The organism is candidate division TA06 bacterium, assembly GCA_016235665.1.
Classification (GTDB): Bacteria; Edwardsbacteria; AC1; order AC1; family EtOH8; genus UBA5202.
Map to the genome: position 1 here is coordinate 160,761 of JACRJI010000011.1, position 22,284 is coordinate 183,044.

The 22,284-nt window shown below is 55.1% G+C and carries 24 protein-coding genes; 11 read left to right on the forward strand and 13 right to left on the reverse strand.

The annotated features are described in order from the left end of the window. Nucleotides 1-28: 28 nt before the first annotated feature. The 13 genes from HZA73_06580 to HZA73_06640 form a co-directional block, all read right to left on the reverse strand. Nucleotides 29-1,129, reverse strand: coding sequence for a sodium ion-translocating decarboxylase subunit beta (locus HZA73_06580; GenBank protein MBI5805697.1), 1,101 nt, complete (start codon nt 1,127-1,129; stop codon nt 29-31). 70 nt (nt 1,130-1,199) lie between these two features. Continuing rightward, on the reverse strand, nt 1,200-1,400 hold the full coding sequence (locus tag HZA73_06585) for a hypothetical protein (protein ID MBI5805698.1): 201 nt from the start codon (nt 1,398-1,400) through the stop codon (nt 1,200-1,202). Between the two features lie 44 nt (nt 1,401-1,444). Then, on the reverse strand, nt 1,445-1,846 hold the full coding sequence (locus HZA73_06590) for a hypothetical protein (protein MBI5805699.1): 402 nt from the start codon (nt 1,844-1,846) through the stop codon (nt 1,445-1,447). Between the two features lie 135 nt (nt 1,847-1,981). Beyond that, a complete protein-coding gene (locus HZA73_06595) occupies nt 1,982-2,239 on the reverse strand; it encodes a SemiSWEET transporter (protein ID MBI5805700.1) in 258 nt (85 codons plus the stop codon). Nucleotides 2,240-2,285: 46 nt separating this feature from the next. Beyond that, nucleotides 2,286-3,197 carry an SPFH/Band 7/PHB domain protein gene (locus HZA73_06600; protein ID MBI5805701.1) on the reverse strand — a complete coding sequence of 304 codons (912 nt, stop codon included), beginning with the start codon at nt 3,195-3,197 and terminating at the stop codon, nt 2,286-2,288. 149 nt (nt 3,198-3,346) lie between these two features. After that, nucleotides 3,347-4,000 carry a (Fe-S)-binding protein gene (locus HZA73_06605; protein MBI5805702.1) on the reverse strand — a complete coding sequence of 218 codons (654 nt, stop codon included), beginning with the start codon at nt 3,998-4,000 and terminating at the stop codon, nt 3,347-3,349. A 167-nt stretch (nt 4,001-4,167) separates the two neighbouring features. Beyond that, entirely contained in the window at nt 4,168-4,587 is a 420-nt protein-coding gene (locus HZA73_06610) for a DUF3795 domain-containing protein (GenBank protein MBI5805703.1), read from the reverse strand. Nucleotides 4,588-4,673: 86 nt separating this feature from the next. Continuing rightward, nucleotides 4,674-5,042: a helix-turn-helix transcriptional regulator gene (locus HZA73_06615; GenBank protein ID MBI5805704.1), complete on the reverse strand. Its 369-nt coding sequence runs from the start codon at nt 5,040-5,042 to the stop codon at nt 4,674-4,676. Nucleotides 5,043-5,394: 352 nt separating this feature from the next. Continuing rightward, complete coding sequence (locus HZA73_06620; GenBank protein MBI5805705.1) at nt 5,395-6,183, reverse strand: hypothetical protein; 789 nt, start codon at nt 6,181-6,183, stop codon at nt 5,395-5,397. A 229-nt stretch (nt 6,184-6,412) separates the two neighbouring features. Then, entirely contained in the window at nt 6,413-7,045 is a 633-nt protein-coding gene (locus HZA73_06625) for a hypothetical protein (GenBank protein ID MBI5805706.1), read from the reverse strand. 138 nt (nt 7,046-7,183) lie between these two features. Continuing rightward, nucleotides 7,184-8,089, reverse strand: coding sequence for an alpha/beta hydrolase (locus tag HZA73_06630; protein MBI5805707.1), 906 nt, complete (start codon nt 8,087-8,089; stop codon nt 7,184-7,186). A 338-nt stretch (nt 8,090-8,427) separates the two neighbouring features. Next, nucleotides 8,428-9,459, reverse strand: a complete 1,032-nt coding sequence (locus tag HZA73_06635; GenBank protein ID MBI5805708.1) for an SPFH domain-containing protein — start codon at nt 9,457-9,459, stop codon at nt 8,428-8,430. Nucleotides 9,460-9,523: 64 nt separating this feature from the next. Further along, a complete protein-coding gene (locus HZA73_06640) occupies nt 9,524-10,024 on the reverse strand; it encodes a hypothetical protein (protein MBI5805709.1) in 501 nt (166 codons plus the stop codon). Between the two features lie 401 nt (nt 10,025-10,425). On the opposite strand from HZA73_06640, the gene HZA73_06645 reads away from it, so the two are divergent. The 11 genes from HZA73_06645 to rmuC all read left to right on the forward strand — a co-directional run bounded on the left by HZA73_06645 (nt 10,426) and on the right by rmuC (nt 22,055). Further along, nucleotides 10,426-10,929, forward strand: coding sequence for a GNAT family N-acetyltransferase (locus HZA73_06645; GenBank protein MBI5805710.1), 504 nt, complete (start codon nt 10,426-10,428; stop codon nt 10,927-10,929). A 153-nt stretch (nt 10,930-11,082) separates the two neighbouring features. Next, on the forward strand, nt 11,083-12,474 hold the full coding sequence (locus HZA73_06650) for a cysteine--tRNA ligase (protein ID MBI5805711.1): 1,392 nt from the start codon (nt 11,083-11,085) through the stop codon (nt 12,472-12,474). 245 nt (nt 12,475-12,719) lie between these two features. After that, a complete protein-coding gene (locus tag HZA73_06655; protein MBI5805712.1) occupies nt 12,720-13,469 on the forward strand; it encodes a YebC/PmpR family DNA-binding transcriptional regulator in 750 nt (249 codons plus the stop codon). Between the two features lie 112 nt (nt 13,470-13,581). Then, the gene (gene ruvC / locus HZA73_06660; GenBank protein ID MBI5805713.1) at nt 13,582-14,082 is read left to right on the forward strand and encodes a crossover junction endodeoxyribonuclease RuvC; all 501 of its coding nucleotides are present in this window, start codon (nt 13,582-13,584) and stop codon (nt 14,080-14,082) included. A gap of 32 nt (nt 14,083-14,114) precedes the next feature. Continuing rightward, complete coding sequence (gene ruvA, locus HZA73_06665) at nt 14,115-14,705, forward strand: Holliday junction branch migration protein RuvA (GenBank protein ID MBI5805714.1); 591 nt, start codon at nt 14,115-14,117, stop codon at nt 14,703-14,705. A gap of 9 nt (nt 14,706-14,714) precedes the next feature. Further along, nucleotides 14,715-16,868, forward strand: a complete 2,154-nt coding sequence (locus HZA73_06670) for a PTS sugar transporter subunit IIA (protein MBI5805715.1) — start codon at nt 14,715-14,717, stop codon at nt 16,866-16,868. Nucleotides 16,869-16,989: 121 nt separating this feature from the next. Next, nucleotides 16,990-18,177 carry a tetratricopeptide repeat protein gene (locus HZA73_06675; protein ID MBI5805716.1) on the forward strand — a complete coding sequence of 396 codons (1,188 nt, stop codon included), beginning with the start codon at nt 16,990-16,992 and terminating at the stop codon, nt 18,175-18,177. A 102-nt stretch (nt 18,178-18,279) separates the two neighbouring features. Beyond that, nucleotides 18,280-19,296, forward strand: a complete 1,017-nt coding sequence (gene ruvB / locus HZA73_06680) for a Holliday junction branch migration DNA helicase RuvB (protein ID MBI5805717.1) — start codon at nt 18,280-18,282, stop codon at nt 19,294-19,296. After that, complete coding sequence (locus HZA73_06685) at nt 19,293-20,084, forward strand: patatin-like phospholipase family protein (GenBank protein ID MBI5805718.1); 792 nt, start codon at nt 19,293-19,295, stop codon at nt 20,082-20,084. Before ruvB ends, HZA73_06685 begins: the two co-directional genes overlap by 4 nt. Before the next feature lie 7 nt (nt 20,085-20,091). Next, nucleotides 20,092-20,928 (forward strand): patatin-like phospholipase family protein, encoded by an 837-nt coding sequence (locus tag HZA73_06690; protein MBI5805719.1) that lies wholly within the window; start codon nt 20,092-20,094, stop codon nt 20,926-20,928. Then, a complete protein-coding gene (gene rmuC / locus HZA73_06695; GenBank protein MBI5805720.1) occupies nt 20,925-22,055 on the forward strand; it encodes a DNA recombination protein RmuC in 1,131 nt (376 codons plus the stop codon). Before HZA73_06690 ends, rmuC begins: the two co-directional genes overlap by 4 nt. The last annotated feature ends 229 nt before the right edge of the window (nt 22,056-22,284 follow it).

The window sequence follows — 22,284 nt, forward strand, 5'->3', positions numbered from 1 at the left end:
TAATTGATAATTCCAGGGTTGGGAGGGGTCACTTCACCAGCGCCAGGATCAGTCCCCCGGCGATGATGGACCCGATCTGTCCGGCCACGTTGGCGCTGACCGCGTGGTTCAGCAAAAAGTTGGCCGGGTCGGCCCGCTGGGCCTCCTGGTGGATCACCCGGGCCAACATGGGGAAGGCCGAGATCCCGGCCGCGCCCACCATGGGGTTGATCTTTTCCTTGGTGAAAAGGTTAAGGAACTTGGCGAACAGCACCCCACCGGCGGTGTCGCCGATGAAGGCTATCAACCCCAGCCCGATGATCATCAAAGTGTCCCAGCGCAAAAAGCTTTCGGCCGCCATGGTGGAGCCGATGGTGATGCCCAGCAAAATTGTCACCAGATTGGCCAGCTCGTTCTGGGCCGTCTTGCCAAGCCGCTCAGTGACGCCGGATTCCCTTAAAAGGTTTCCGAACATCAGGAAACCCACCAGGGCCACGCTGACCGGGGCCACGATGCCGGCGATGATGGTGATCAGTATGGGGAACAGTATCTTGACCGTCTTGGAGATCCCGGCCTCGTGGTAGGGCATCCTTATCTTGCGCTCCTCCAAAGTGGTCAGGGCCCGGATCACCGGGGGCTGGATGATGGGCACCAGCGACATGTAGGTATAGGCCGCCACCGAGATGGGAGCCAGCAGCCTGGGGGCGAACTTGGTAGCCACGTATATGGAGGTGGGGCCGTCGGCGGCGCCGATGATGCCGATGGAGGCGGCCTCCTTCAGGTCAAATCCCAGCAGGGTGGCCACAGTGATGGTAAAGAATATCCCGAACTGGGCCGCCCCGCCGAACAGGAACATCTTGGGGTTCTTCAGCAGAATTCCGAAGTCTATCATGGCCCCGATGGCGATGAAGATCAGCAGGGGAAAGAGCTCGGTGAGGATGCCGTACTGGTAGAGCAGGGTAAGCGGGCCCTCGTCGCCCACCGCCGCCGAGAAGGGGATGTTGGCCATGATGCAGCCAAAGCCGATGGGCAGGAGCAGCATCGGTTCGTACTCTTTGGCGATGGCCAGGTAAAGCAGAAGGCCGCCGATGAGCAGCATGGCCGCCTGGCTAAGTGTGAAGGAGGTGAAGCCGATAAGAAGGTCTTGCATAATGTTTTTTAATAATTGGACGCAGATTGACGCGGATTGTTGATGATAAAAATATTCAAGTACAGGCCTGTTACCGTTTGGGTCTGTAGCCCAGCACTTTTGCCGGCAGAAGCAGAATGGCCCGGAGCAAGGCAAACAGAGCCTCAAAGGTTATTCCGATCAGCCGGAACGGCAGTAAAACCAGCCATATCAGAGGCCACAGGATCAAAGCTATGATGGCCAGCGGCCAGCATAGCACCAGCAAGATAAGCCAGGCAATGAAGGTGAACATTTATGCATCCTCACTCAGTTACTGTATTGAATTGCCTGATGCGCCTATTCCCCGGAAGAAGCCTCTTTGCTGTAAAAGGGGACGACCTCGTCCTGGTAAAACCACAGGCTGTCCTCGTTCTGGTACCAGCCGCCATTTTTGGTTATCAGCTGGATGCGGTCGTTGTCCAGTTCGTCCTTGTACAGGACGGTTTCCAGGGTGGAATCGCTTTTGAACGGCCGGGTGTACAAATGCAGGCTGTCGCCTTTGAGCCTGGCGTAATTGAACTCCGGTTCGGCAGTTTTTCCGGTGTCCGCGGGGGCCGGGGATGCCGGCTGGACAATGGTCTGCTCAGTTTGCGCCGGTTGTTCACCGGCCTGGTATATCCGGTGCTGACGCCAGATGAAAAATGCCAGTACGACAAAGAACAGCCCAAAGGCCGCGATCACGATGATGGGTTTTTTCATAAGATTTAAGTTTGTTGGAGAAACTAAACTCAACCCACTTCGGCTCTGCTCAGCGCAAGCCTGCACCCCTTCTCTTAGCCTAATAAATGCCGGGCATGATCGTAAGAGAAGGGGACGGGGGATGAGTTCGTTGTCTCATTTCTTCTTATACTTCATCTTCATCCCCAGCAGGATGAAATTAAGCACTATGGTCACTCCGTTGGCCAAAATGATCGGCCATTCGTGGATCATTATACCATAAACCAGCCACAAAGTAATACCGCAGAGGAAAAGCACCAGGAACAGCAGGTTGAAGTCCTCGGCATGTTTGGTCTGGTAGGTTTTGATGACCTGGGGCAGGAAGCTGACGGTAGTCAGCAGTCCGGCCAAAAAGCCGATGGTTTTGATGAGCATGGATTCCTTTATCCGCAGATTTCGCAGATTCACGCAGATTGATTTATTATTTCTTGCTTGGCGCTGCAACCGGCACCGGGGGCAGGGGGATGGGCGTGATGTCGGCGCATTCGTTGACCACCTGCACCAGCGAAGTGCCCTGCGGGATGTAGTACTTGACATTGTCCTTGAGGGTGGCCTTGGTCACCAGCAGCTTCTTCCAGATCTGGGCGTTGCCCACGAAGTTCTTGTCGGACGACTCGCTGACCAGCCGGATGGCTTCGGCCTCGGCCTTGGCGATGGTGACCCTGGCCTCGGCCTCGGCGTTGGCCTTAAGCACCACGCCCTGGGAGTAGCCCTCGGCCTCCTTGATCTTGGCCCGGCGGGCGCCGTCGGCCTGGGTCTCGGTGGCGGTGGCGAAGTCCACCGCGGCAATCTTCTCGTTCTGGGCCTTGACCACCTTGTTCATGGTCTCCTGGACGTCCTGGGGCGGCATGATCTCCTTGAGCTCGGTGCGGACGATGTCGATCCCCCAGTTGGCGGTCTCGTGCTGCATGGTCTCCTGCAGCTGGCGGTTGAGCTCGCCCCGCTTGCTGTTGGCGTCCTTGAGGGAGAGGTTGCCGATGACGTTCCTCAGGGTGGTCCGGGCCAGGGCCACGATCTGGATCCGGTAGTTGTTGACGTTGTAGATGGAGTTCTTGATGCTTTCGTCGTCGCGCTTGACCTTGAAGTAGACCTGGGCGTCCACCATGGCGTTGAGGTTGTCCAGGGTGATCACTTCCTGGGGCTCGGCGTCTATCATCAGTTCGGTGGTGTTGATCTTGTGCATCCGGTCGATCACCGGGATGATCCAGTGGAAGCCCTGGTCGGCCACCTTGCGGAACCTTCCCAGCCGCTCCACCACGCCTTTCTCGATGGGCCGGACGATGCGGATGCCGATAAAGAAGATGAAGACCGCGACTATGATCCAGAATATCATTTTAATGCTCCTTTCAGGTTAACTTACCACGGAAACACGGAAATCAGGAAGACACGGAATATAATAAATATGTGAAAGGCGATATTCCGCATTCAGTGTTTCTGTGGTAAAAGTGATTTTCTGAAGTACTGCATGGGCCGGAATAGCCATCAGTGTTTCTCTATGTACTCGTCCAGCTGACGGTGCCACTGATCGGGTTCAAAGGTACCGGGCGCGGTCTCCTGGCCGAACAGCAGGTCTATCAGGTAGCGTGGGCGTTTGCCGCCGATGTGCATGGACTTGATGCAGGAGATGCAGTAGACCGCCACCTCCTCGGCCGGCATCTCGCCTGCCCGTTTGGCCATCTGCTCCTTAACCTGTTCCACCGGGATGGCCCCGTAAAAGCTGTCGCCGCAGCAGGTGCTCTTGGTTCCCGTGTGCTTGGGTTCTGCCAGTTCTATGTTCATCTTCTTCAGCAGCGTCCTGACGGCCTTGTGCACCCGCTGCTGGTCCCGGGTGGGGCAGGCGTCCAGGATGGACATCTTTTGCCCCTTGTAATCGGGGAAGGAGAAGAAGTCGCCCTGGGCCAGGATCTCCCACAGCGAGACGGTGGTGCTGTTGGCATGATCGTTGCGGAACCGCTTGTCGCAGCCGGGGCAGATGTTGATGACCTCGGTCTTGCTCTTGAACTGCGGGTCGTGATGACAGCAGACCATCAGCATGTCCATCGGGCCCAGGCTTTGATTAAGCAGGGCATGCAGTCTTTGGGCCGACTCCGGCTTGTACAGCATCAGTCCGCAGCCTGGGGCGAAAACTTGTTTCATTTTGTTTGACGGGGTGGAGGGGATGGGGGATTTTGGTGGCGTTCAATTTATTAGCGATACCATTAATGATATCGCTGGATTCCATCAAGGCCTCTTGCGAGGCCTAACCCATAGGCTTCAAGGAAGCCTTGATGATTTCCAGCGATAGGTTTCAACCTATCGCTAAGTTAATGTGTTTTCCCCAGATAACGTTCATTCTTTCCCCCGCAGGACTGGCACAGGGGCCGGTGCACGCACAACAGGGAATCACATTTGGGGCAGGCCCATTTGATCTTTTCGTTTTGCAGGAAAGCCTTGACCCCGGCCTTTTCTATGGCCTGCAGGTTCTCTATCATGCTCATCCCGTATTTGGTCCGGTAGCGCTTGTCTAAGTGCTTTAGCCGGGGGCAGGGGAACTTGGCGCATGAGAAGCAGAACCGTTTGCCGGAAAGACGCTCCGGGCAAAGCTTGATCCGGCAGGCCGCCCGGCCCTTGGTCAGGTTTCCTACCGGGGCATTGCAGCCCGGGCAGTGGTTCTTTTCCCGCTGGTAACCCAGGCAGAGCAGGCAGTTCATCCCGCAGGGAGCGATGAAGAGTTCTTGGCGCATAATCTGACCTCACCCCTGCCCCTCTCCAAAGGCATTTGGAGAGGGAGATTGTAATCCAGTAATTATTTTCGCGATATTTCGTGTATTTAGCGGGCGGATTTCTTTTTCTCCTTAATACTCTCCACCGCCTGCTGGACCTCATCCAGGCTTTCTATCGGCAGGGAGTTGATGGTCTGGGCCAGCTTGATCATCTTTTCCTCTTCGCGTTTGAGGGGGTATAACGGATGCTCGGGGTTGGCCTTGTTCTTGGCGCTTGGGGTCCATTCCAGCAGGTCGTTGGGGGTGCAGTTGAGGATGATGCAGAGCCGTTCCAGGCGGGGCAGGTCCAGCCGGATGAAGCGGGAGTGGGCGATCTTGGTGGCGTAGTTGGGGGAAAGGCCCTGCTCTATAAGATAGGGGACGGGTTTGACGATGCCCCGGGCGGCGAAGATCTTGGCGAAATTGAAGGATAGCATGGTAACTGATCCTTGAAAACTGTTAATTGTTCATTGATAATTGTAAATTATGGCATGAAAAACGGCAAAAATCAATGAATAAATGGAATATTTCACATGAGATATGAGATATCTCCCTTGATATATGGAATAATTCCCTCGCTATATTGTTGCTTACACATGATATATGAATAAACTCCCTTGCTTTATGAGAGAATTCCCTTGATATATTAAATATCTCCCATGATATACTAAATAACTCCCTCGCTATGTGGAATAACTCCCTTGAAATATGGAATGTTTCGCTTGATTATTGATATTATAAAGGAATTATCTGCGAGCTCGCTGGGTAAGTCAATTTCTAAGATAATGTTCAATGAATGAATAAACCATTGACACCTTTTTTTGATAAACAAATAACGTCTTTGAACTTGGTTGTATTAATGTATGGGTGTTTAATGTATAAATTATCTTCAGTCTCGTGTATGAGTGTTACATTATTTATTGTGTATTTATCCGTATCTTTGGTAAAAACGAAACCCATCGATTTTGCAGTACTTACATATTGGTCTGCAATGTAAATATCGATATGCCTAATTTCACCACCGCCAAAAACTGAGTTTGTGTATGGGTAAACTAAGAAGCTATAGTAAAATAAAGAAACGATGAACGTGAATATGAAAATTATACTGATAAAACTCATAGCTGAACGGTCTTTGCGTTCTAAGAATAAATAAACTACAAGTAAATATAAACCAAATATTATTAAACCATATTGTTTTACATATATAGACCATCCGCCAAAAATAAAATTTAAAATGTTAATATATTTAATTTGAGGTTTCCAAAATATTTCTAGCATAATCATGCTAAGCGTGATAAAAACAAATAATGTAGCAGATACAGCATAAAAAAAACGTTTAATTGTAGGTTTGTTTTTAAATAAATGATATATCGGGAATATGATTAAAGCAGGTGCAATTATATAAAGTAAAAATGAGGCACCAGTCAATATGTGTTTCAAACGTATAAAAGAAAAATCAGTAATCCCGTAATTAGAGAGATAAAAACAGGAGATGACATAGCCTATCAAAAAACAAAATCCAATGAATGCTAAAGATAGTTTTGTAATTTTTTCAAGTTTATTGAAAATATCATTCATAAATGTACTCCTAAAAAATGAATTAGTGCAAGCCACAGCTTAGGTGCGCTTTTTATAACTGTTACTACACCAGTTTCTCCCCGCCGCACTTCTCAGAGATACCGTAAATGGTATCTCTACAAATCACCAAGGCTTCTGTGAAGCCTGAAATAGGCCGCCGCAGCGGTCTTGATGGATAGTAGCGATAGTCTTCAGGCTATCGCTATGAATGTATGTAAACATTAGGAGGTTAGACACATTTGGACCTTCGTCTTTTTATCTCTATAGCGATTTGTTCCCATGATGCGTATGCATTACGACGATTACATCCCGGAGGTGCTGCTGCCACTGCACTCCGGAAATTGAAATAGCCTGTAGTCTTCAGTCTATTTTGAGCTTTGTTTCCAAGAGCCACAACAAGTGCATTTGGTAAAAGTGCTAGTTGTGGCATTAAGTAGTTTTTAATGCACTCACGAGATGCGGAAGACGAAATACCACCGCATTCAATCTTCGCGGAACAGAGTACAGAGTCTGTGAGCCAGGTTTTTCGCATCTGATGGTCAAAATCGAGATCGCGCCAGCACATGTCAAGAATGGTTCGGACGTTTTGATGAAACTGATCTTTACCCTGTTTAAAACACTTGGTCGCATACTCATAAGCCGTATTCATGTCCGAATGAATTTCTTGCTCATGCGGATTACCGGGCTCTGCAAAAACAAGAATGAGTTCAATTTCATCGAGTTCTCCCCCGGCACCTGCGAATCCCCGTGGAACGTGGCCATTCTCTGGCTGCCAGCGCATTTCAGTACAGGAGTTTTGAAAACCTGTACATGGTTTGTAAGCTGGAGCCAGTATCTGCAAAATCGAAGGATTTAGGTGCATAGGCACGGCCTAATATATGTTATGTTGCATTTATGCGGCAATAAATCTTTTTGAGATAACACGAAAATAATATTTCGCGTTTTTTCGCGTTTTTCGTGGGCAGGGTAGCCTATCCCAGTTTCCCCCCGCACCCCCGGCCTATTGCTCCAAAAACTCAATCACCTTCTTATCAAACACCTCCGTCTGCGAGATCGGCAGGTCGTGGCTGGCATTGGGTATTATCTCCGTTCTTATCTGAGGCGCCACCGCATTCAAACGCTTCACGGCCTCGGCGGCGGGATATATCTTCTCGTGCTGGCCCACCAAGAACAAAGCCGGCACCTTGATCTCCCGCAATTCCCCGTCGGTCAAAACATCGGGTGGGACCAGCATCCTCATCTTATAGCATTTCAGGCTCATCGTGGCGTCGGTTATAAGCATGTCTGTTATCCGGCGGCTTTCTGCATCCTGCCGCTTGGCCAGGTCCTCGAACAGCCAGTTCACCAGGAACCTTCGCATGAAATAGGGATGAGGCAGGGCCGAGATGATCCCGCGCCAGGCCCATTCCCCGGGCAGTGCTATAATGGTGGAGGGAGGGGCGACCAGCACTAATTTTCTCAGCCGTTCCGGGTGGCGCAGGGCGTAACGGCTGGAAAGCCAGCCCCCGAAGGAATAACCCATCAAATTGACGCTGTCGCCCAGGGCCAGGCCGGTGAACAGCTCGTCCATCCAGCCGGTGAAATCGTCCGCGCGCTTGAAGGGTTTGGTGTTTATGCTGCGTCCGACGTCGTAAATGTTGTCCACCGCATAGACCCGGAAATGTTCCGACAGTCCTTTGACATTGGCGAACCAGATCAGCGAGGAGGCGTTGGCCGAAGGCAGCAGCACCAGGGCCGGGGCGTTGGGCGGCCCGCTTACCCGGACGAAGGTTTTGCCGTAGGAGGTCTCCACGTATCTTTCTTCGGAATCCACCGGCCATTGCCTGGCCCGTTGGTCGTAGTATTCCAGATACTTTTCCCGGGCCTGGGCGGACTTGAAGGGGTAGTAGGCCGGAAGCTTTGACATATCCGGATCTTTGAACAGCGAATTGACGAAAAGGGCCGCCGAGCCGATCAAGAGCAGCAGACAAGCCGCCAGGATCAGCAGGATCGTTTTAAGCAGGGAGCGTTTTTTGGGCGGTGTTTGTGCCGGCATATGTTTTGTATTTTTCTCCGTATTGTAGTGATAGTCTTCCACCTACGCTGAAGCTTCGGCGGATAAATCAGGCTATCGCTATGAATGTATGTAAATATTAGTTGGATTGCTTCATCAGTCCGGCAGGGATGTCAACTCGCAATGACCGTTACAAGTATGGTCCGCGATTTGAAACCCTTTGTGTCTTGGTGTCTTTGTGGCAAAGTAGACTAACTAAGTTTCTCCCCGCACTCCGGGCAGAACTTGCTCCCCGCCGCTATCGGCTTACCGCATTTGGGGCAGGGTGCCATCGCCGGAGCCGCCGCCACGGCCAGCGTTCCCCCGCAGTTACTGCAGAACTTGGCCCCGGCCATATTCGGGGTCTGGCACTTGGGGCAGGGAGCGGCTTGGCCGGAAGCCATGGCCTGCTGCAGCATTCCCGGCAGCATCATTCCCATCCCCAAACCCGCGCCCAGGCCCATGCCGGCCCCGGCGTTGCCGCTTTCGTTCTTGGCCGCGTCGCCCATGGCGTTGGCCGCCTTGTATTTCAGGTAGGTGTTCATATCGCCCAGGGCCGCAATGCCGGTGCGCTCGTCTATCTTGGCCGACACTTCCTCCGGCGGGGTGATGGCGTTGATGTAAACATCCACCGCTTCCAGACCGTACTTGCCGAAATCCTCCTGCAGTCTGGCTTTCAAGCCCGTGCCCAGTTCGTCATAATGCTGGGCCACCTGGAAGATGGACTTGTAGGTGTCGCCCAAAAAGTCGGTCAGCCGGGAGACCACGATGGTCTTTAGAAAATTGTCTATCTGCTCGGTGGTATAAAGCCCCTGGGTGCCCACCAGCTTGTTGACGAACAGCTGGGGATCCTTGATCCGGACCGAGTAGATGCCGTGGGAGCGCAGGCGGATCATCTTCAGTTCCTCGTCGGCGAAGGGGATGGGCTCGGCCGTGCCCCACTTGAGGTCGGTGAAGACTTTTGTGCTGACGAAACAGACCTCCACCCTAAAGGGGCTTTTGCCGTCGAAGACGGTCTTGATCACATTGATCAAAAGCGGGATGTTCATTGTTGTCAATGTATGCCGGCCGGGGCCGAACACGTCCAGGGCCTTGCCGTCCCTGAAGAACACCGCCTGCTGGCTTTCCCGCACCACTAGCTGGGAGCCGATCTTCGTTTCGCCCGAGCCGTCCTCGGGGACCCGGTGAACCATCTGGTTGCCGGTGTTATCCAAAAATTCTATGACTTCCATTATCTTGGCCATCTTCTGACTCCTTAACAAGGTTCTAAATGTTGTAAATGATGTAAATGGGTAAAGGGATAAATGACTATACTGCTTTGGTCTCCGAGATCGCCTCGTGACGGGCGTTGAGCGTGGCATCAAAGTCCTGGAGGTCTGAAAGAAGGGAGGACAGGGCGGCCTGGTCGGGCGTCAGATTGTTGACCTTGTTCCGGATGGCGGTGATGGCCACGGCCAGGTCCTGGTCAAACTGGTAGAGGGCGTCCAGCTGGGGCTCCATGATCTTCTGGCTGTCAAAGAACCCGGCGTAGCCGTAGTCGGCCAGCTTCAGGCGGTCTATCACCTTCTCCAAAAGTTTGGTGACGGAGGCGGAGGTATTGAGCAGGTCCAGCGTCTCGGGTTTTTGGCTCAGCCCGCTGACGAAAGAGTCAAAGGCCGTCTTGCTTTCCTCCAGCTTTCCGGCCAGGTGCATCCGTAAAAGCTTGTCGGTGTTGCGGCGGGATTCCTTGTCGGCGTAGCCGGTGTAACCGGGCACCCATCGGATCATCTTCTCGATGAAACTGCGGATCTTGTCGCTGGCGTCGGGCATGACTATCTCCTTAAATAAAAGTAGTAGAGTAGGTCGGGTAGTAAAGTAGGACGTGAAAATTGTTTTGTGGCTTTTGTGCTTTTTGTGGTAAATTAGCCCCCGGGTGCTAAACATAAAAATTATCATATTTACACCGCATTGTCAATTGAAATCGGACGGTATTTTCCGCCCTTCGATAGTTAAGGCAGAAAGCCATCCTCGGGGTTGTGTTTTTTGCGGTGAGGGGTCTATTTTTGGTATTGACAAAAACTGCGGAAAGCTTTAAGATACATATGGTTTTGGCAAGTAACGGGAACTCATCCCCAAACCCCTTCTCTTACCAAGAGAAGGGGAACAAGGGGTTGAGTTCATACTCTGAAAACAATAAACCATATCCTGGCAAACATATCACAAACGAACCCATGCCCACCATTCAAATACGGCTCAATGAGATCGGGGACGCCCGGCGTTTTTACGAGATACTGAGCAACCCCAATTTCACCTATTTCAGCGCCAATCCAAAATCCGTGGAGGACGAGGAGAACTGGCTGCGGGCCAGCATCAAAGACATGGCCAACGGCCTGCAGTATAGCTACTCCATCCTGTGCGACGGCGAGGTCTGCGGGGGAGTTGGGGTCCGGATCAACGGCACCAGGAAGCACATCGGCGAGATCGGGTATTTCATCGAGGAAAAGCGCTGGGGACAGGGCATCGCCACCGAGGCGGTGCGGCTGTTGGAGCAGAAGTGTTTCCATGAGCTTAAGCTCAGCCGGATAGAGATCCTGATGCAGCCGGAGAACGCCGCCAGCGAAAAGGTGGCGCTTAAGGCCGGGTATGTCAAAGAGGGACTGATGAAAAAGGTGGTGGAGGACAAGGAGCACAGCGGAACGATGCACGATGTGTGTCTGTATGCCAAGGTGCTGTAGGGATTAGAATCTATGAACTCATCCCCCATCCCCTTCTCTTGACAAGAGAAGGGGAGCAAGGCTTGCGCTGAGTGCTATACTGAGTATGTCGAAGTGCAAAGCCGAAGCGGGTTGAGTTTTCCAAATCAACTCATAACCAACCACGGAGACCCCATGGCCATCAAGCTTTACAACACCATGACCCGGAAAAAAGAGGAATTCATCCCCTTAAAGCCCAACCAGGCCGGAATCTATGCCTGCGGGCCCACCGTCTACAACTACGCCCACATCGGCAACCTGCGGACCTACGTGTTCGAGGACACTTTGCGCCGGATGTTCCAATACAACGGCTTTGCGCTCAACCACGTGATGAACATCACCGATGTGGACGACAAGACCATCCGCGACTCCCGGAAAGAGGGCGTCAGCCTGAAGGAGTTGACGGAAAGATACACTGATTATTTCTTCGAGGATTTCAGGTCGCTGAACATCCAGCGGCCCGACGTCGTTTGCAAGGCCACCGAGCACATAAAGGAAATGGTGGACCTGGTGCAGCGGCTGTCCGACAAGGGATACGCCTACAAAAGCGGGGACGGGGCCACCTACTTCAACATCGCCAAGTTTGCCGGCTACGGGAAACTTTCGGGCATCAGCCTGGAGGGACTCCAGGCCGGGGCCCGGGTGTCCAGCGACGAGTACGAGAAGGAGAGCCTTTTCGACTTTGCCCTTTGGAAGGCCTGGGACCAGAAGGACGGCGAGGTCTTCTGGGACTCGCCCTTCGGCAAGGGCCGTCCCGGATGGCACATCGAGTGCTCGGCCATGAGCACCAAGTACCTGGGCGAGACCTTTGACATCCATGTAGGGGCGGTAGACCTGATCTTTCCCCACCACGAGAACGAGATCGCCCAGACCGAGGCGGCCACCGGCAAGCCCTGGGTGCGGTGCTGGATGCACGCCGAGCACCTTTTGGTGGACGGGGGCAAGATGTCCAAATCGCTGAACAACTTTTTCCGGGTGATGGACCTTAAGGAAAAGGGATACGATCCCCTGGCTTACCGCTATTTCTGCTTTACCGGGCACTACCGCTCGCAATTGAACTTCACCTGGGAATCACTGACCGCGGCCCAGCGGGCGCTGGAGAATCTGAGAACTGAGATAGCTAAGCTAAGGGCGGACCCCACCCTTAATCCCTCCCCTCGAGGGGAGGGCGGGGGAGAGGTTTCCTTCAAGCAAAGATTCTTGGAGGCCATCAACGACGACCTGAACCTGCCCCAGGCTTTGGCGGTCTTATGGGACACGGTGAAGTCCCCGGATCTCAGTCCCGCCCAAAAACTGGCGCTGATCGGCGATTACGACCGGGTGCTGGGCCTGAACCTGTTGGACAGCAAGAAAGACTCGGGTCTTCCCGCGGAGGTGGAAAACCTCCTGCAGAAGCGCAAAGAGGCCCGGGCCGCCAAGGACTGGGCCGGCTCGGACGCCATCAGGGGACAGATCCTGGCCCTGGGCTACGTGGTGGAGGACGGCAAGGGCGGGCAGACGGTAAGGGAGAAGAAGTTCGGGGAGTGATGCCATTTCTCGCCACAGAGCGTTGCACTGAGTTTATCGAAGTGACGCAGAGACACAGAGCGGTCATTGCGAAATCACGTCATGCCTGGCTAAGGAAGCAATCGCTGTAAAACTGTATTGTCTGTCCGCCTTTATCGCTTGACAACTCCGGGCTTTTGCGGTAAAATCATAGTTTATCAACCAATTACGGCAACAATCATAAGTAATTTATCTTCAAATCTTTGATATACGGAGGTTAAAATAAAATGTCCGGACATTCCAAATGGGCCACTATCAAGCGCAAAAAGGCCGGCATTGACGCCGCCCGTGGGCAGGCCTTTACCCGGCTGATCAAGGAAATAACCATCGCCGCCCGCAACGGCGGCGGAGATCCCAACATGAACCCCCGCCTGCGCACCGCCATCCTGGCCGCCAAGGGCGCCAACATGCCGGCCGACAACATCGACCGGGCCATCAAAAAGGGCACCGGCGAGCTGGAGGGAGTGGTCTACGAAGAGGTGACCTACGAAGGCTACGGCCCCAACGGGGTGGCGGTGATGCTGGACACGGTCACCGACAACAAGAACCGCACCGCTTCGGAACTGCGCCATCTGCTGGCCAAGAACGGCGGCAACATGGGCTCCCAGGGCTGTGTGTCCTGGATGTTCGAAACCAAGGGGCTGATCTCGGTGGATTCCTCGGTTACCGACGAGGATACCCTGATGTCGATAGCCCTGGACGCCGGGGCCGATGATGTCCGGCCCGAGGAAGGTTCGTTCGAGATCCTGACCACCCCGGCCGCCTTTGAAGCGGTCAAAAAGGCCCTGGAGGACAAGAAGATCCCGGTGATCTCGGCCGAGGTCACCAAGCTGCCCCAGAACACGGTCCAGCTGGACTTCAGCCAGGCCACCACCATGATGAAGCTGATGGACGCGCTGGAGGAATTCGACGACACCCAGAAGGTCTACAGCAACTTTGACATCCCGGCCGACGTGATGGCCAAGCTGGATAAGTAAAAATATTTTTAACCACAAAGGCACTAAGACACCAAAACGCATCCACGTTTAACGTTATTACGTAATAACGGTTTTACGGTTATTTAGAGCCTTGGTGTCTTAGTGGTAAAATATGGTGATCCTCGGCATAGATCCCGGAAGCCATAAAACTGGGTACGGCCTGATAGAATGCGGCGGTAGCCAAAGCAAGGTAATAGCCCTCGGGTGCCTAAAGGCACGGCCGGGGGCTTCCCTTTCGGCCCGCCTGCTGACCATCCACCAGGGATTGAGCGGGATCATCCAAAAATACCGGCCCCAGGAAGCGGCGGTGGAGGCCACCTTTTACGGCAAGAACGTCCATAGCGCGCTGGTGATGGGCCACGCCAGGGGCGTCTGCCTGCTGGCGGTGGAACAGTCCGGCTGCAGACTTTTTGAGTATTCTCCGCTGGAGGTCAAGAAGGCCGTGGTGGGGCAGGGCCGGGCCGGAAAGGGCCAGGTGGGCTTCATGGTCCGGGCGCTGCTAGGTTTGAAGGTCAATCCACAGGAGGATGAGGCCGACGCTTTGGCGGTGGCGATGTGCCACATTCAACGCAGGCAATTTGCGGCCAAGGTAAAGGCCGTGGCAAAAGTTTGAAATGTTGGAAACTGTTTGAAAGGTTTGAAACGTTGTACCATCACATCAAAGGGACCCTGACCCACAAACACCCGGCCGAGGCGGTGCTGGAAGCCAACGGGGTGGGTTACCAGATCAGCATCTCCCTGAACACCTTTGAAAAACTGCCGGAGGCCGGCAACCAGGCCAAGCTGCTGACCTACCTGCACGTCAAGGAGGATGTGCTGCAGCTGTTCGGTTTCAGCGATGACAAGGAGCGCAAGGTCTTCAGGATACTGATCGGTATCTCGGGCATCGGGCCCAAGCTGGCGCTGACCCTGCTTTCGCATATGGCGCCAAGCGACCTGGAGCAGGCGGTGGCCAACCAGGACATGACCATGCTGACTGCGATTTCCGGGATCGGCAAGAAGACGGCCGAGCGGCTTTTGGTGGAGCTTAAGGGCAAGATCGCCGAGGCGGTGGTGGAGGGTTTGCCGAGCATCAAAGGACAGGGGACAGGGGCCGGGGACCCGGTCATTGAGGCTTTAATGACGCTGGGTCTGAATTTCGCCGAGGCCAAGGGCGCACTGGACAAGGCCAAGGCCAAGCTGGGGGACAAGGCTCCGGTGGAGCAGTTAATCAGAGAAGCTTTGAAAGGGAAGTAAAAAGGAATCATGCAACAGTACACTGCAAAAATCGCGGGCTTGACCCAGAAATTCAACCCAGTGGAGTATTTCAAGGAATTCAATTTCGAAGAATACCTGAAGTTCGACCTCAAGAACATCAAGGGCGACCTGCTGGGCGGGCTGACCTCGGCCATCGTGGCCCTGCCCCTGGCCCTGGGCTTCGGCATCCTGGCAACAAACGGGGACCCGAGGGGGGCGGTAGCCGGGCTCTACGGCGCCATCTTCACCGGCATCCTGGCCTCGCTGTTCGGCGGCACCAGCCAGCAGATCACCGGCCCCACCGGCGGGATGACCGTGGTGCTGACCGAGGTCTTTGTGGAGGTCAGCCGGAGCGGCAATTATCAGACCGCTTTAAGCGCCCTGCTTTTAGCCTGCCTGATAGCCGGGATAATACAGATAGCCTTCGGGCTTTTCAAGCTGGGCCGCTTCGTCAGTTTTGTGCCCCAGCCGGTGATAGTGGGCTTCACCAACGGCATCGCCATCCTGATCTTTCTGCAGCAGCTTAAGACCTTTGCCGCGGCCCCGCTGGTGGCGGCCATCACCATCGGTTTCATCGTGCTGACCCCGATGTTTAACAAGTCGCTGCCCAAGCTGTTCATCGGCCTGGTGCTGGGATCGCTGGTGGCGTATTTCTTCGCCTCGCACTACGCTCTTTTCAATATAGGTTTCAACTGGCAGGGATTCTCCTTTTATGACGCCGGCGGCTTGAAATTGGTGGGCGAGATCCCCCGGTCACTGCAGTTGCCTTCGTGGCCCACCGCTTCGCTGGCCGCCTGGCGCAAGGCCATTCCGGCCGGGTTCACCATCGCCATCCTGGGATGCCTGGAGACCCTTTTGGCCAGCGTGGTGGTGGACACCGTCACCAACACCGAGCACAACAGCAACCGGGAGCTGGTGGGACAGGGCATAGGCAATTCCCTGGCTGCGCTTTTCGGCGGCATCGCCGGGACCGGGGCCATCGTCCGGACCACCATCAACATCCGCTCCGGGGGCGTCTCAAAACTTTCCGGCGTCATCTGCGGGCTGTTTCTGCTGATGGTGGTTCTGTTCCTGGCCCCCGTCGCCGGTTTTATCCCCCTGGCGGCCCTGGCCGGGGTGCTGATGATGGCGGCCATCGGGATGTTCGAGTGGGAGCCGCTGAAGATGATCCCCAAGACCCCGGCCGCCGATTCGCTGGTGATGGTGACCACCATGCTGGTGACGGTCTTTGCCGACCTGATCTCCGCCGTGCTGATAGGGATGGTGCTGGCCACCATGCTCTTTTTAAACCGGATGAGCAAGCTGGGGGTGATCCCCCGGACCGAGTCAGAGCTGAAGGGCCTGTCGCCGGAGACCAAAGAGATCATGAAAAAGCAGAAGATAGCGGTCTTTAACATAGAGGGCCCGCTGTTCTTCGGGGCGGTCAAGACCTTTTCCCGGGAGCTGACCCAGGCCTCGCCCGATACCCTGATCCTGGACATGAAGAACGTCCCGGTGCTGGACCTCTCCGGGGCCCAGGCCATCGAGAACGTGGTCAGCAGAATGAAGGCCAAGAAGAAACGGGTGATCCTGTCAGGTCTTCGACCTGAAGTAAGGCAGGTGCTGCACCAGCTGGAGATCATCCAGAAGATAGGCGCCGACAGTTTCCCCGACGATCTTTACAAGGCCGTGGACTATGCGGTCTCGCTTTCCCAGAATATTCAGCCCAGCCTGGCCGATTACTTTAAGGACGACCTGGTGATCATTGACGCCGAGGCCGGTTCAAAGGAGGAGCTGTTTGAAGACGCGGCCCAGAAGGCCCTGCAGGCTGGTTATGTCTACGACAAAGAAGCATTTTTGCAGAACCTGTGGCACCGGGAGAACGACTCGCCCACCAGCCTGGGCCACGGGGTGGCCATCCCGCATTCCCGCTCCGGCGCGGCCTCGGACGAGATAGTGGTGATATTCATCAAACTTAAAAAGGCCATCGCCGGCTACGACGGCATAGACGGCCAGCCGGTGAAACTTATTCTGATGATCTCGGCCGGGGACAATGTAAACGGTTATCTCAAGGTCTTAAAGCTGATCACCCTGGCGGTGGGCCGGGAGGAGCCAAGGCAGAGGCTGTTGGAGTCTAAGAGCGTGGAGGAGGTGCTTGATGTGTTTAAGGGGATCAAGGAGTAGAAACAGGGAACTCATCCCCCGTCCCCTTCTCTTTTTAAGAGAAGGGGAGATAGGAGTTGAGTTCATGACTGTAAACGTTCACAACCAGATTTTATGTATGATTAGAGATAAAAGAACTGCTATGCAAAAGAAAATATCTGTTCATATTATACTTTGGACAGTTGCCCTCTCGATAATTCCGGTTAAGTATTCATTCGCTGAATCTAAAACCTTCGTTCGCGAATACACCTACCAGGCCGGAGAATACGACAGCCGGCTGACCTGCCGGGCCATTGCCATGACCGAGGCCAAACGCCTGCTTTTGGAGGAACTGGGAACATTTCTCAAAAGCTCCACCACCGTCCAGAACGGCATGGTGGTCAGCGACGACGTCTCCATCTTCACTGCCGGGGCCGTCCAGACCAGGCTGGTCGAGGAAAAATGGGACGGGGCCCAGTATTGGATAAAGGTCCAGATGGACGCCGACCCGGACAGCGTGGACCTGGCGGTCAAACGTTTGCGGGAGGATCAGAACAAGACGGCCGAGCTGGAAGCTCTAAGACAAAAGACGGACCAGGCCTTAAAAGAGATCGCCCAACTTAACCAGCAATTGTCCCAGGCTTCATCCCAGGCTTCCAAATTCTCCGACCAGATCAAGTACCTGGAGAATGCCCGCCAGCTCTCGGCCTCGGAACTGAGCCAGCAGGGCATGGCGGCCCTGATGAACAATGACCATACTGGCGCGCTTCTGGCCTACAGCAAAGCGCTGGAGCTGGATCCGCTCAACGGCACGAACCTGGTCAACCGGGGCATCGCCTACGCCCGGGCCGGAGATCTTCAGAAGGCGGTGAATGATTACGACCAAGCCGCCAAGACTATGTCCGGGGACCACCGTCTGTACTACAACCGGGGGATCGCCTTTTATGGTTTGAAGCAATATGCCAAGGCTTTGAAGAATTTCAACCAGGCCATTCTGCTGAAGCCTGACCACTCAAAGTCCTTCTATAACCGAGCGCTGGTTTACGAGGCTCTAAAAAACAATAAATCGGCTCTATTGGATTACAGCAAGGCGATCAAGCTTGATACAACCGACATTCAGGCCTACAACAACCGGGGAGCGGTTTACCTGCAGCAAAAGCTTTACGCTAAGGCCATTTCTGATTTCAACAGAATGATAGAGTTGGATCCGGCCTTCAGCGACGCCTACCTGAACCGGGCCGGGGTCTATGCAATAAAGGGCGACATGGCGGCGGCCCTGGCGGATGCCAAGAAGGCGGCGGAGCTGGAGAACGAAGAGGCCAAGCTGCTGCTGGAAAGATTGGAACGTTAACCACCAAGGCACAAAGGCACAAATGGTATTTCCCATTTCTTTTTTATTTAATTTGGTTTGGTGTCTTAGTGTCTTTGTGGTAAAAATATTAAGAAAAAATATATGACAGACAAAATCACCATACCCGATATCCTGGAAGGCGATCTGGAGTTCGACAGCTCGGTCCGGCCCCAAAACTTCGGCGATTTCGTGGGCCAGGACAAGATCAAGAGCAACCTCAAGGTCTTCATCCAGGCGGCCCAGGGCAGGGGCGAGGCCATAGACCATATGCTGTTCTGCGGGCCGCCGGGCCTGGGCAAGACCACTTTGGCCCACATCATCGCCAACGAGATGGGGGTCCAGATCAAGGCCACCACCGGCCCGGTGCTGGAGCGCCCGGCCGACCTGGCCGGGATCCTGACCAACCTCCAGGAGCATGACGTGCTGTTCATAGACGAGATCCACCGCATCAACCGGATGGTGGAGGAGTACATCTACCCGGCCATGGAGGATTATTGCCTGGACATCATGATTGACAAGGGGCCCAGCGCCCGCTCGGTGCGGCTTAACCTTCCCAAGTTCACCCTGATCGGGGCCACCACCCGGGCCGGCCTTTTGACCGCGCCGATGCGGGCCCGCTTCGGGATGATCAACCGGCTGGATTACTATACCCATGCCAACCTGGAACAGATCATCACCCGCTCGGCCCAGATACTGAAAGTTGATATCACCGAGAAAGGGGCGAAAGAGATCGCCAAGCGCTCCCGTGGAACGCCCCGGGTGGCCAACCGCCTGCTGCGCCGGGTGCGGGACTTTGCCCAGGTGGAGTCGGACGGGAAGATCACCGACCAGGTGGCCGACTCTGCTCTATTACGGTTGGAAGTGGACGCCCTGGGCCTGGACGACATGGACAAAAGGATACTGGAGGCCATCATCAAGAAGTTCAACGGCGGGCCGGTGGGCCTGAACACTTTGGCGGTGGCGGTAAGCGAGGAGGCCGATACGCTGGAAGAAGTTTATGAGCCGTATCTGATCCAGGAAGGTTTTCTCAAGCGCACGCCAAGAGGGCGGGAGGCCACGGACCTGGCGTACCGGCATCTGGGGCTAACACCAACCAATAAACAAACAACCATCATATGACCAACAAACCAAAAGTAGGCCTGGCCCTGGCCGGCGGCGTGGGCTACTGCATGACCCACATCGGCGTTTTACAGGCGCTGGAGCATTCCGGCATAAAACCGGACATCATCGCCGGGACCTCGGGCGGCGCGCTGATCGGGGCGCTGTACGCCTCCGGCATCCGGCTGGACCGGATAGAGGAGATCGCCAAATCCATCAAGTGGAACAAGCTGATGGGCCCCCATTTCCTTTTCAAGGGGCTGGGCTCCTCCAAACCGATCGAGGACCTGATGGACGAACTGCTAGGCAAGGGCCGGCGGTTCGCCGACCTAAACATCCGGCTGCTGGTGTCGGCGGTGGACCTGGTCAGCGAGCGGAAGATCATGTTCCCCGAGGACGAATCCCAGACCATCTCTTTGCCGGTCCGGGCCTCCTGCAGCCTGCCGCTGGTCTTTTCTCCGGTGCGCTACAAAGACCGCCTGCTGGTGGACGGAGGGATGCTGGTGCCGCTGCCGGTGCGGGAACTGAAGGAAGCCGGGGCGGATTTTGTGATCGCCGCCGATTTTAAGACGGCCCGGGACGAGCCCAAGAACATGTTCGACGTGGCTTTGCGCACCTTAAGGATCGCCAACCAGGAAAGAGTGGACGACGCTATGAAGGCGGCTGACATTGTTATCGAAAGCCATATCGGCGGAGGCAGCCGCTGGGACCTGGCGGCCGCATCGGACCTGATAAAGGTCGGCCGGATGGCGGCCGAGGACATGCTGGCCAAGCACAAGGACAAGATCAACTCTTTGAAGGATGCCTGATATACATATGACCGACAAACCTAAGATCGGCCTGGCCCTCTCCGGCGGCGTAGGCTACTGCCTGGCCCACATCGGCGTCATCAAGGCCCTGGAACTAAGGGGCCTGGAGGCCGACGTAGTGGCCGGGACCTCGGGCGGGGCCCTGATCGGATGCCTTTACGCCTCGGGCCTCAGGTCCGACCGGCTGGAGGAGATCGCCCGCGAGATATCCTGGACCAAGCTGATGTCGCCCACCATGGTCTTCCGGGAAAAGGGCCTGCTGTCATCGGAACCCATCGAAAAATTGGTGGACCAGCTGATCGGCACCAAAAGGCGCTTCAACGAAATGAAACTTCCCCTGTCGGTGACGGCGGTGGACCTGATCAGCGGCAAGGCCATAAACTTTCCCAACCATCCGGACGACCTGATAGCCCCGGCGGTGCGGGCCTCCTGCTCGGTGCCCATCGTCTACGCGCCGCTGAAGATGGGGAACTGGTTGCTGTCCGACGGCGGCATCCTGGATCCCCTGCCGATGGAATCCCTGAAAAGGTTCAAGCCCGACGTCACCATCGCCGTTTCCTTCATGCCCGGGCAGTTCGAGCCGGACAGCCTGTTCGAGATCGGGGTCCGCTCCATGGAGATCGCCAACATCAAGGAATCGCAGATGTCCCGCAAAGAGGCCGACATCCTGATAGAACTGCAGACCGGCCAGGTCTCCAGCTGGGACCTGAAATCGGCTTTGACCCTGATAGAACTTGGCCAGCAGGCAGCCGAAAAGGCGCTGGAGGCCTCCAAGGAAAAGCTGGCGGCCCAAAAGCCTTTCTGGTTCGACATGATAAACAATAAATGGGGTTCCGGTTCATGATGATCTATCTTCTGTCCGCCCTTTTGGCGCTGGCAATGCTGGCCGGATTCTGGTTTTTGTTCCAGTCCTTCAACCGCCAGATGAAGGAGCTTAAGGATTCCGCCAAGAACGACCAGGCCATGAACCTGGTGGCCCAATGGATGCAGGACACCAAGCTCTCGCTGGATTCCCGTCTGCAGGAGACCCGCCAGGTGCTGGATTCCCGGCTGTCCGAGGTGGACGCCAAGCTGGGCCGGTCGCTGGACACGGTCAGCCAACGGCTGGAGACCAACACCAAGACCGTGGGCGAGCGGCTGGACAATGCGGCCCGGGTGATCGGCGACGTCCAAAAGAGCCTGGGCTCCATGAACCAGGAGACTCAGCGGATCAAGGAGATCGGCCAGGATATCGCCTCGCTGTCCCAGATCCTGCGCTCTCCCAAACTGCGGGGCGGGATGGGGGAATTCTTTCTGGGCGACCTGCTGGCCCAGATATTGCCGCCCCACCACTTTGAACTGCAGTACGGCTTCCGCTCCGGGGAAAAGGTGGACGCGGTGGTCAAGCTTTCCCAGCGGCTGGTGCCGGTGGACGCCAAGTTCCCGCTGGAGAATTTCAAGAAGATGCTGGAGGCCCAAAGCGACGAGGAACGCAAGAGCTGGCGGAGGAAGTTCGTCTCCGACGTCAAGAAGCACGTGGACGCCATCGCCTCCAAATACATCCTGCCGGACGAGAACACCTTTGACTTTGCCCTGATGTACATCCCGGCCGAGAACGTTTATTACGAGACCATCATCAAGGACGAGAATTTTGGCGAGGACAAGTCCATCTCCACTTATGCCATCGAACAAAGGGTGATCCCGGTCTCGCCCAATTCCTTCTATGCCTATCTCCAGGCCATAGTGCTGGGCCTGCGGGGGATGCGGGTGGAGGAAAGCGCCCAGGAGATAATAGATTCGCTCTCCCGGCTCAAGGGCGACTTCGGCAAATTCCGCGACGAGTTCGACATCCTGGGCAGCCATATCTCCAACGCCGGGAAGAAGTATGAGGATGTGGACAAGCGGCTGGTGAAGTTCGAGGACCGGCTGGAAGGGGTGGAGGGAAAGCAGATAGCTGCGGACAAGCCGCAGGTGTTGTTGGGAGATAACTGAAACCTGGTTGAACATCTGGTGCCAACCCCGTTAGTCGCGTTAAAACGATCAGTGAGCATCGCAGTTGATGTCGGAAAAAGCTTGTCTGGCATGTTTGAGGGCTTGGCCAAAGCCCGAGTTCAGACAAGCCCGTCAGCAACGAGAAGCACAGCGCGGGCACGCTGAAGCTTTAGCGTAAGCGTGGCCCGGAGAGTTTTAAGCGACGAGCTTTTTCTTTTGGTTCTTTTCT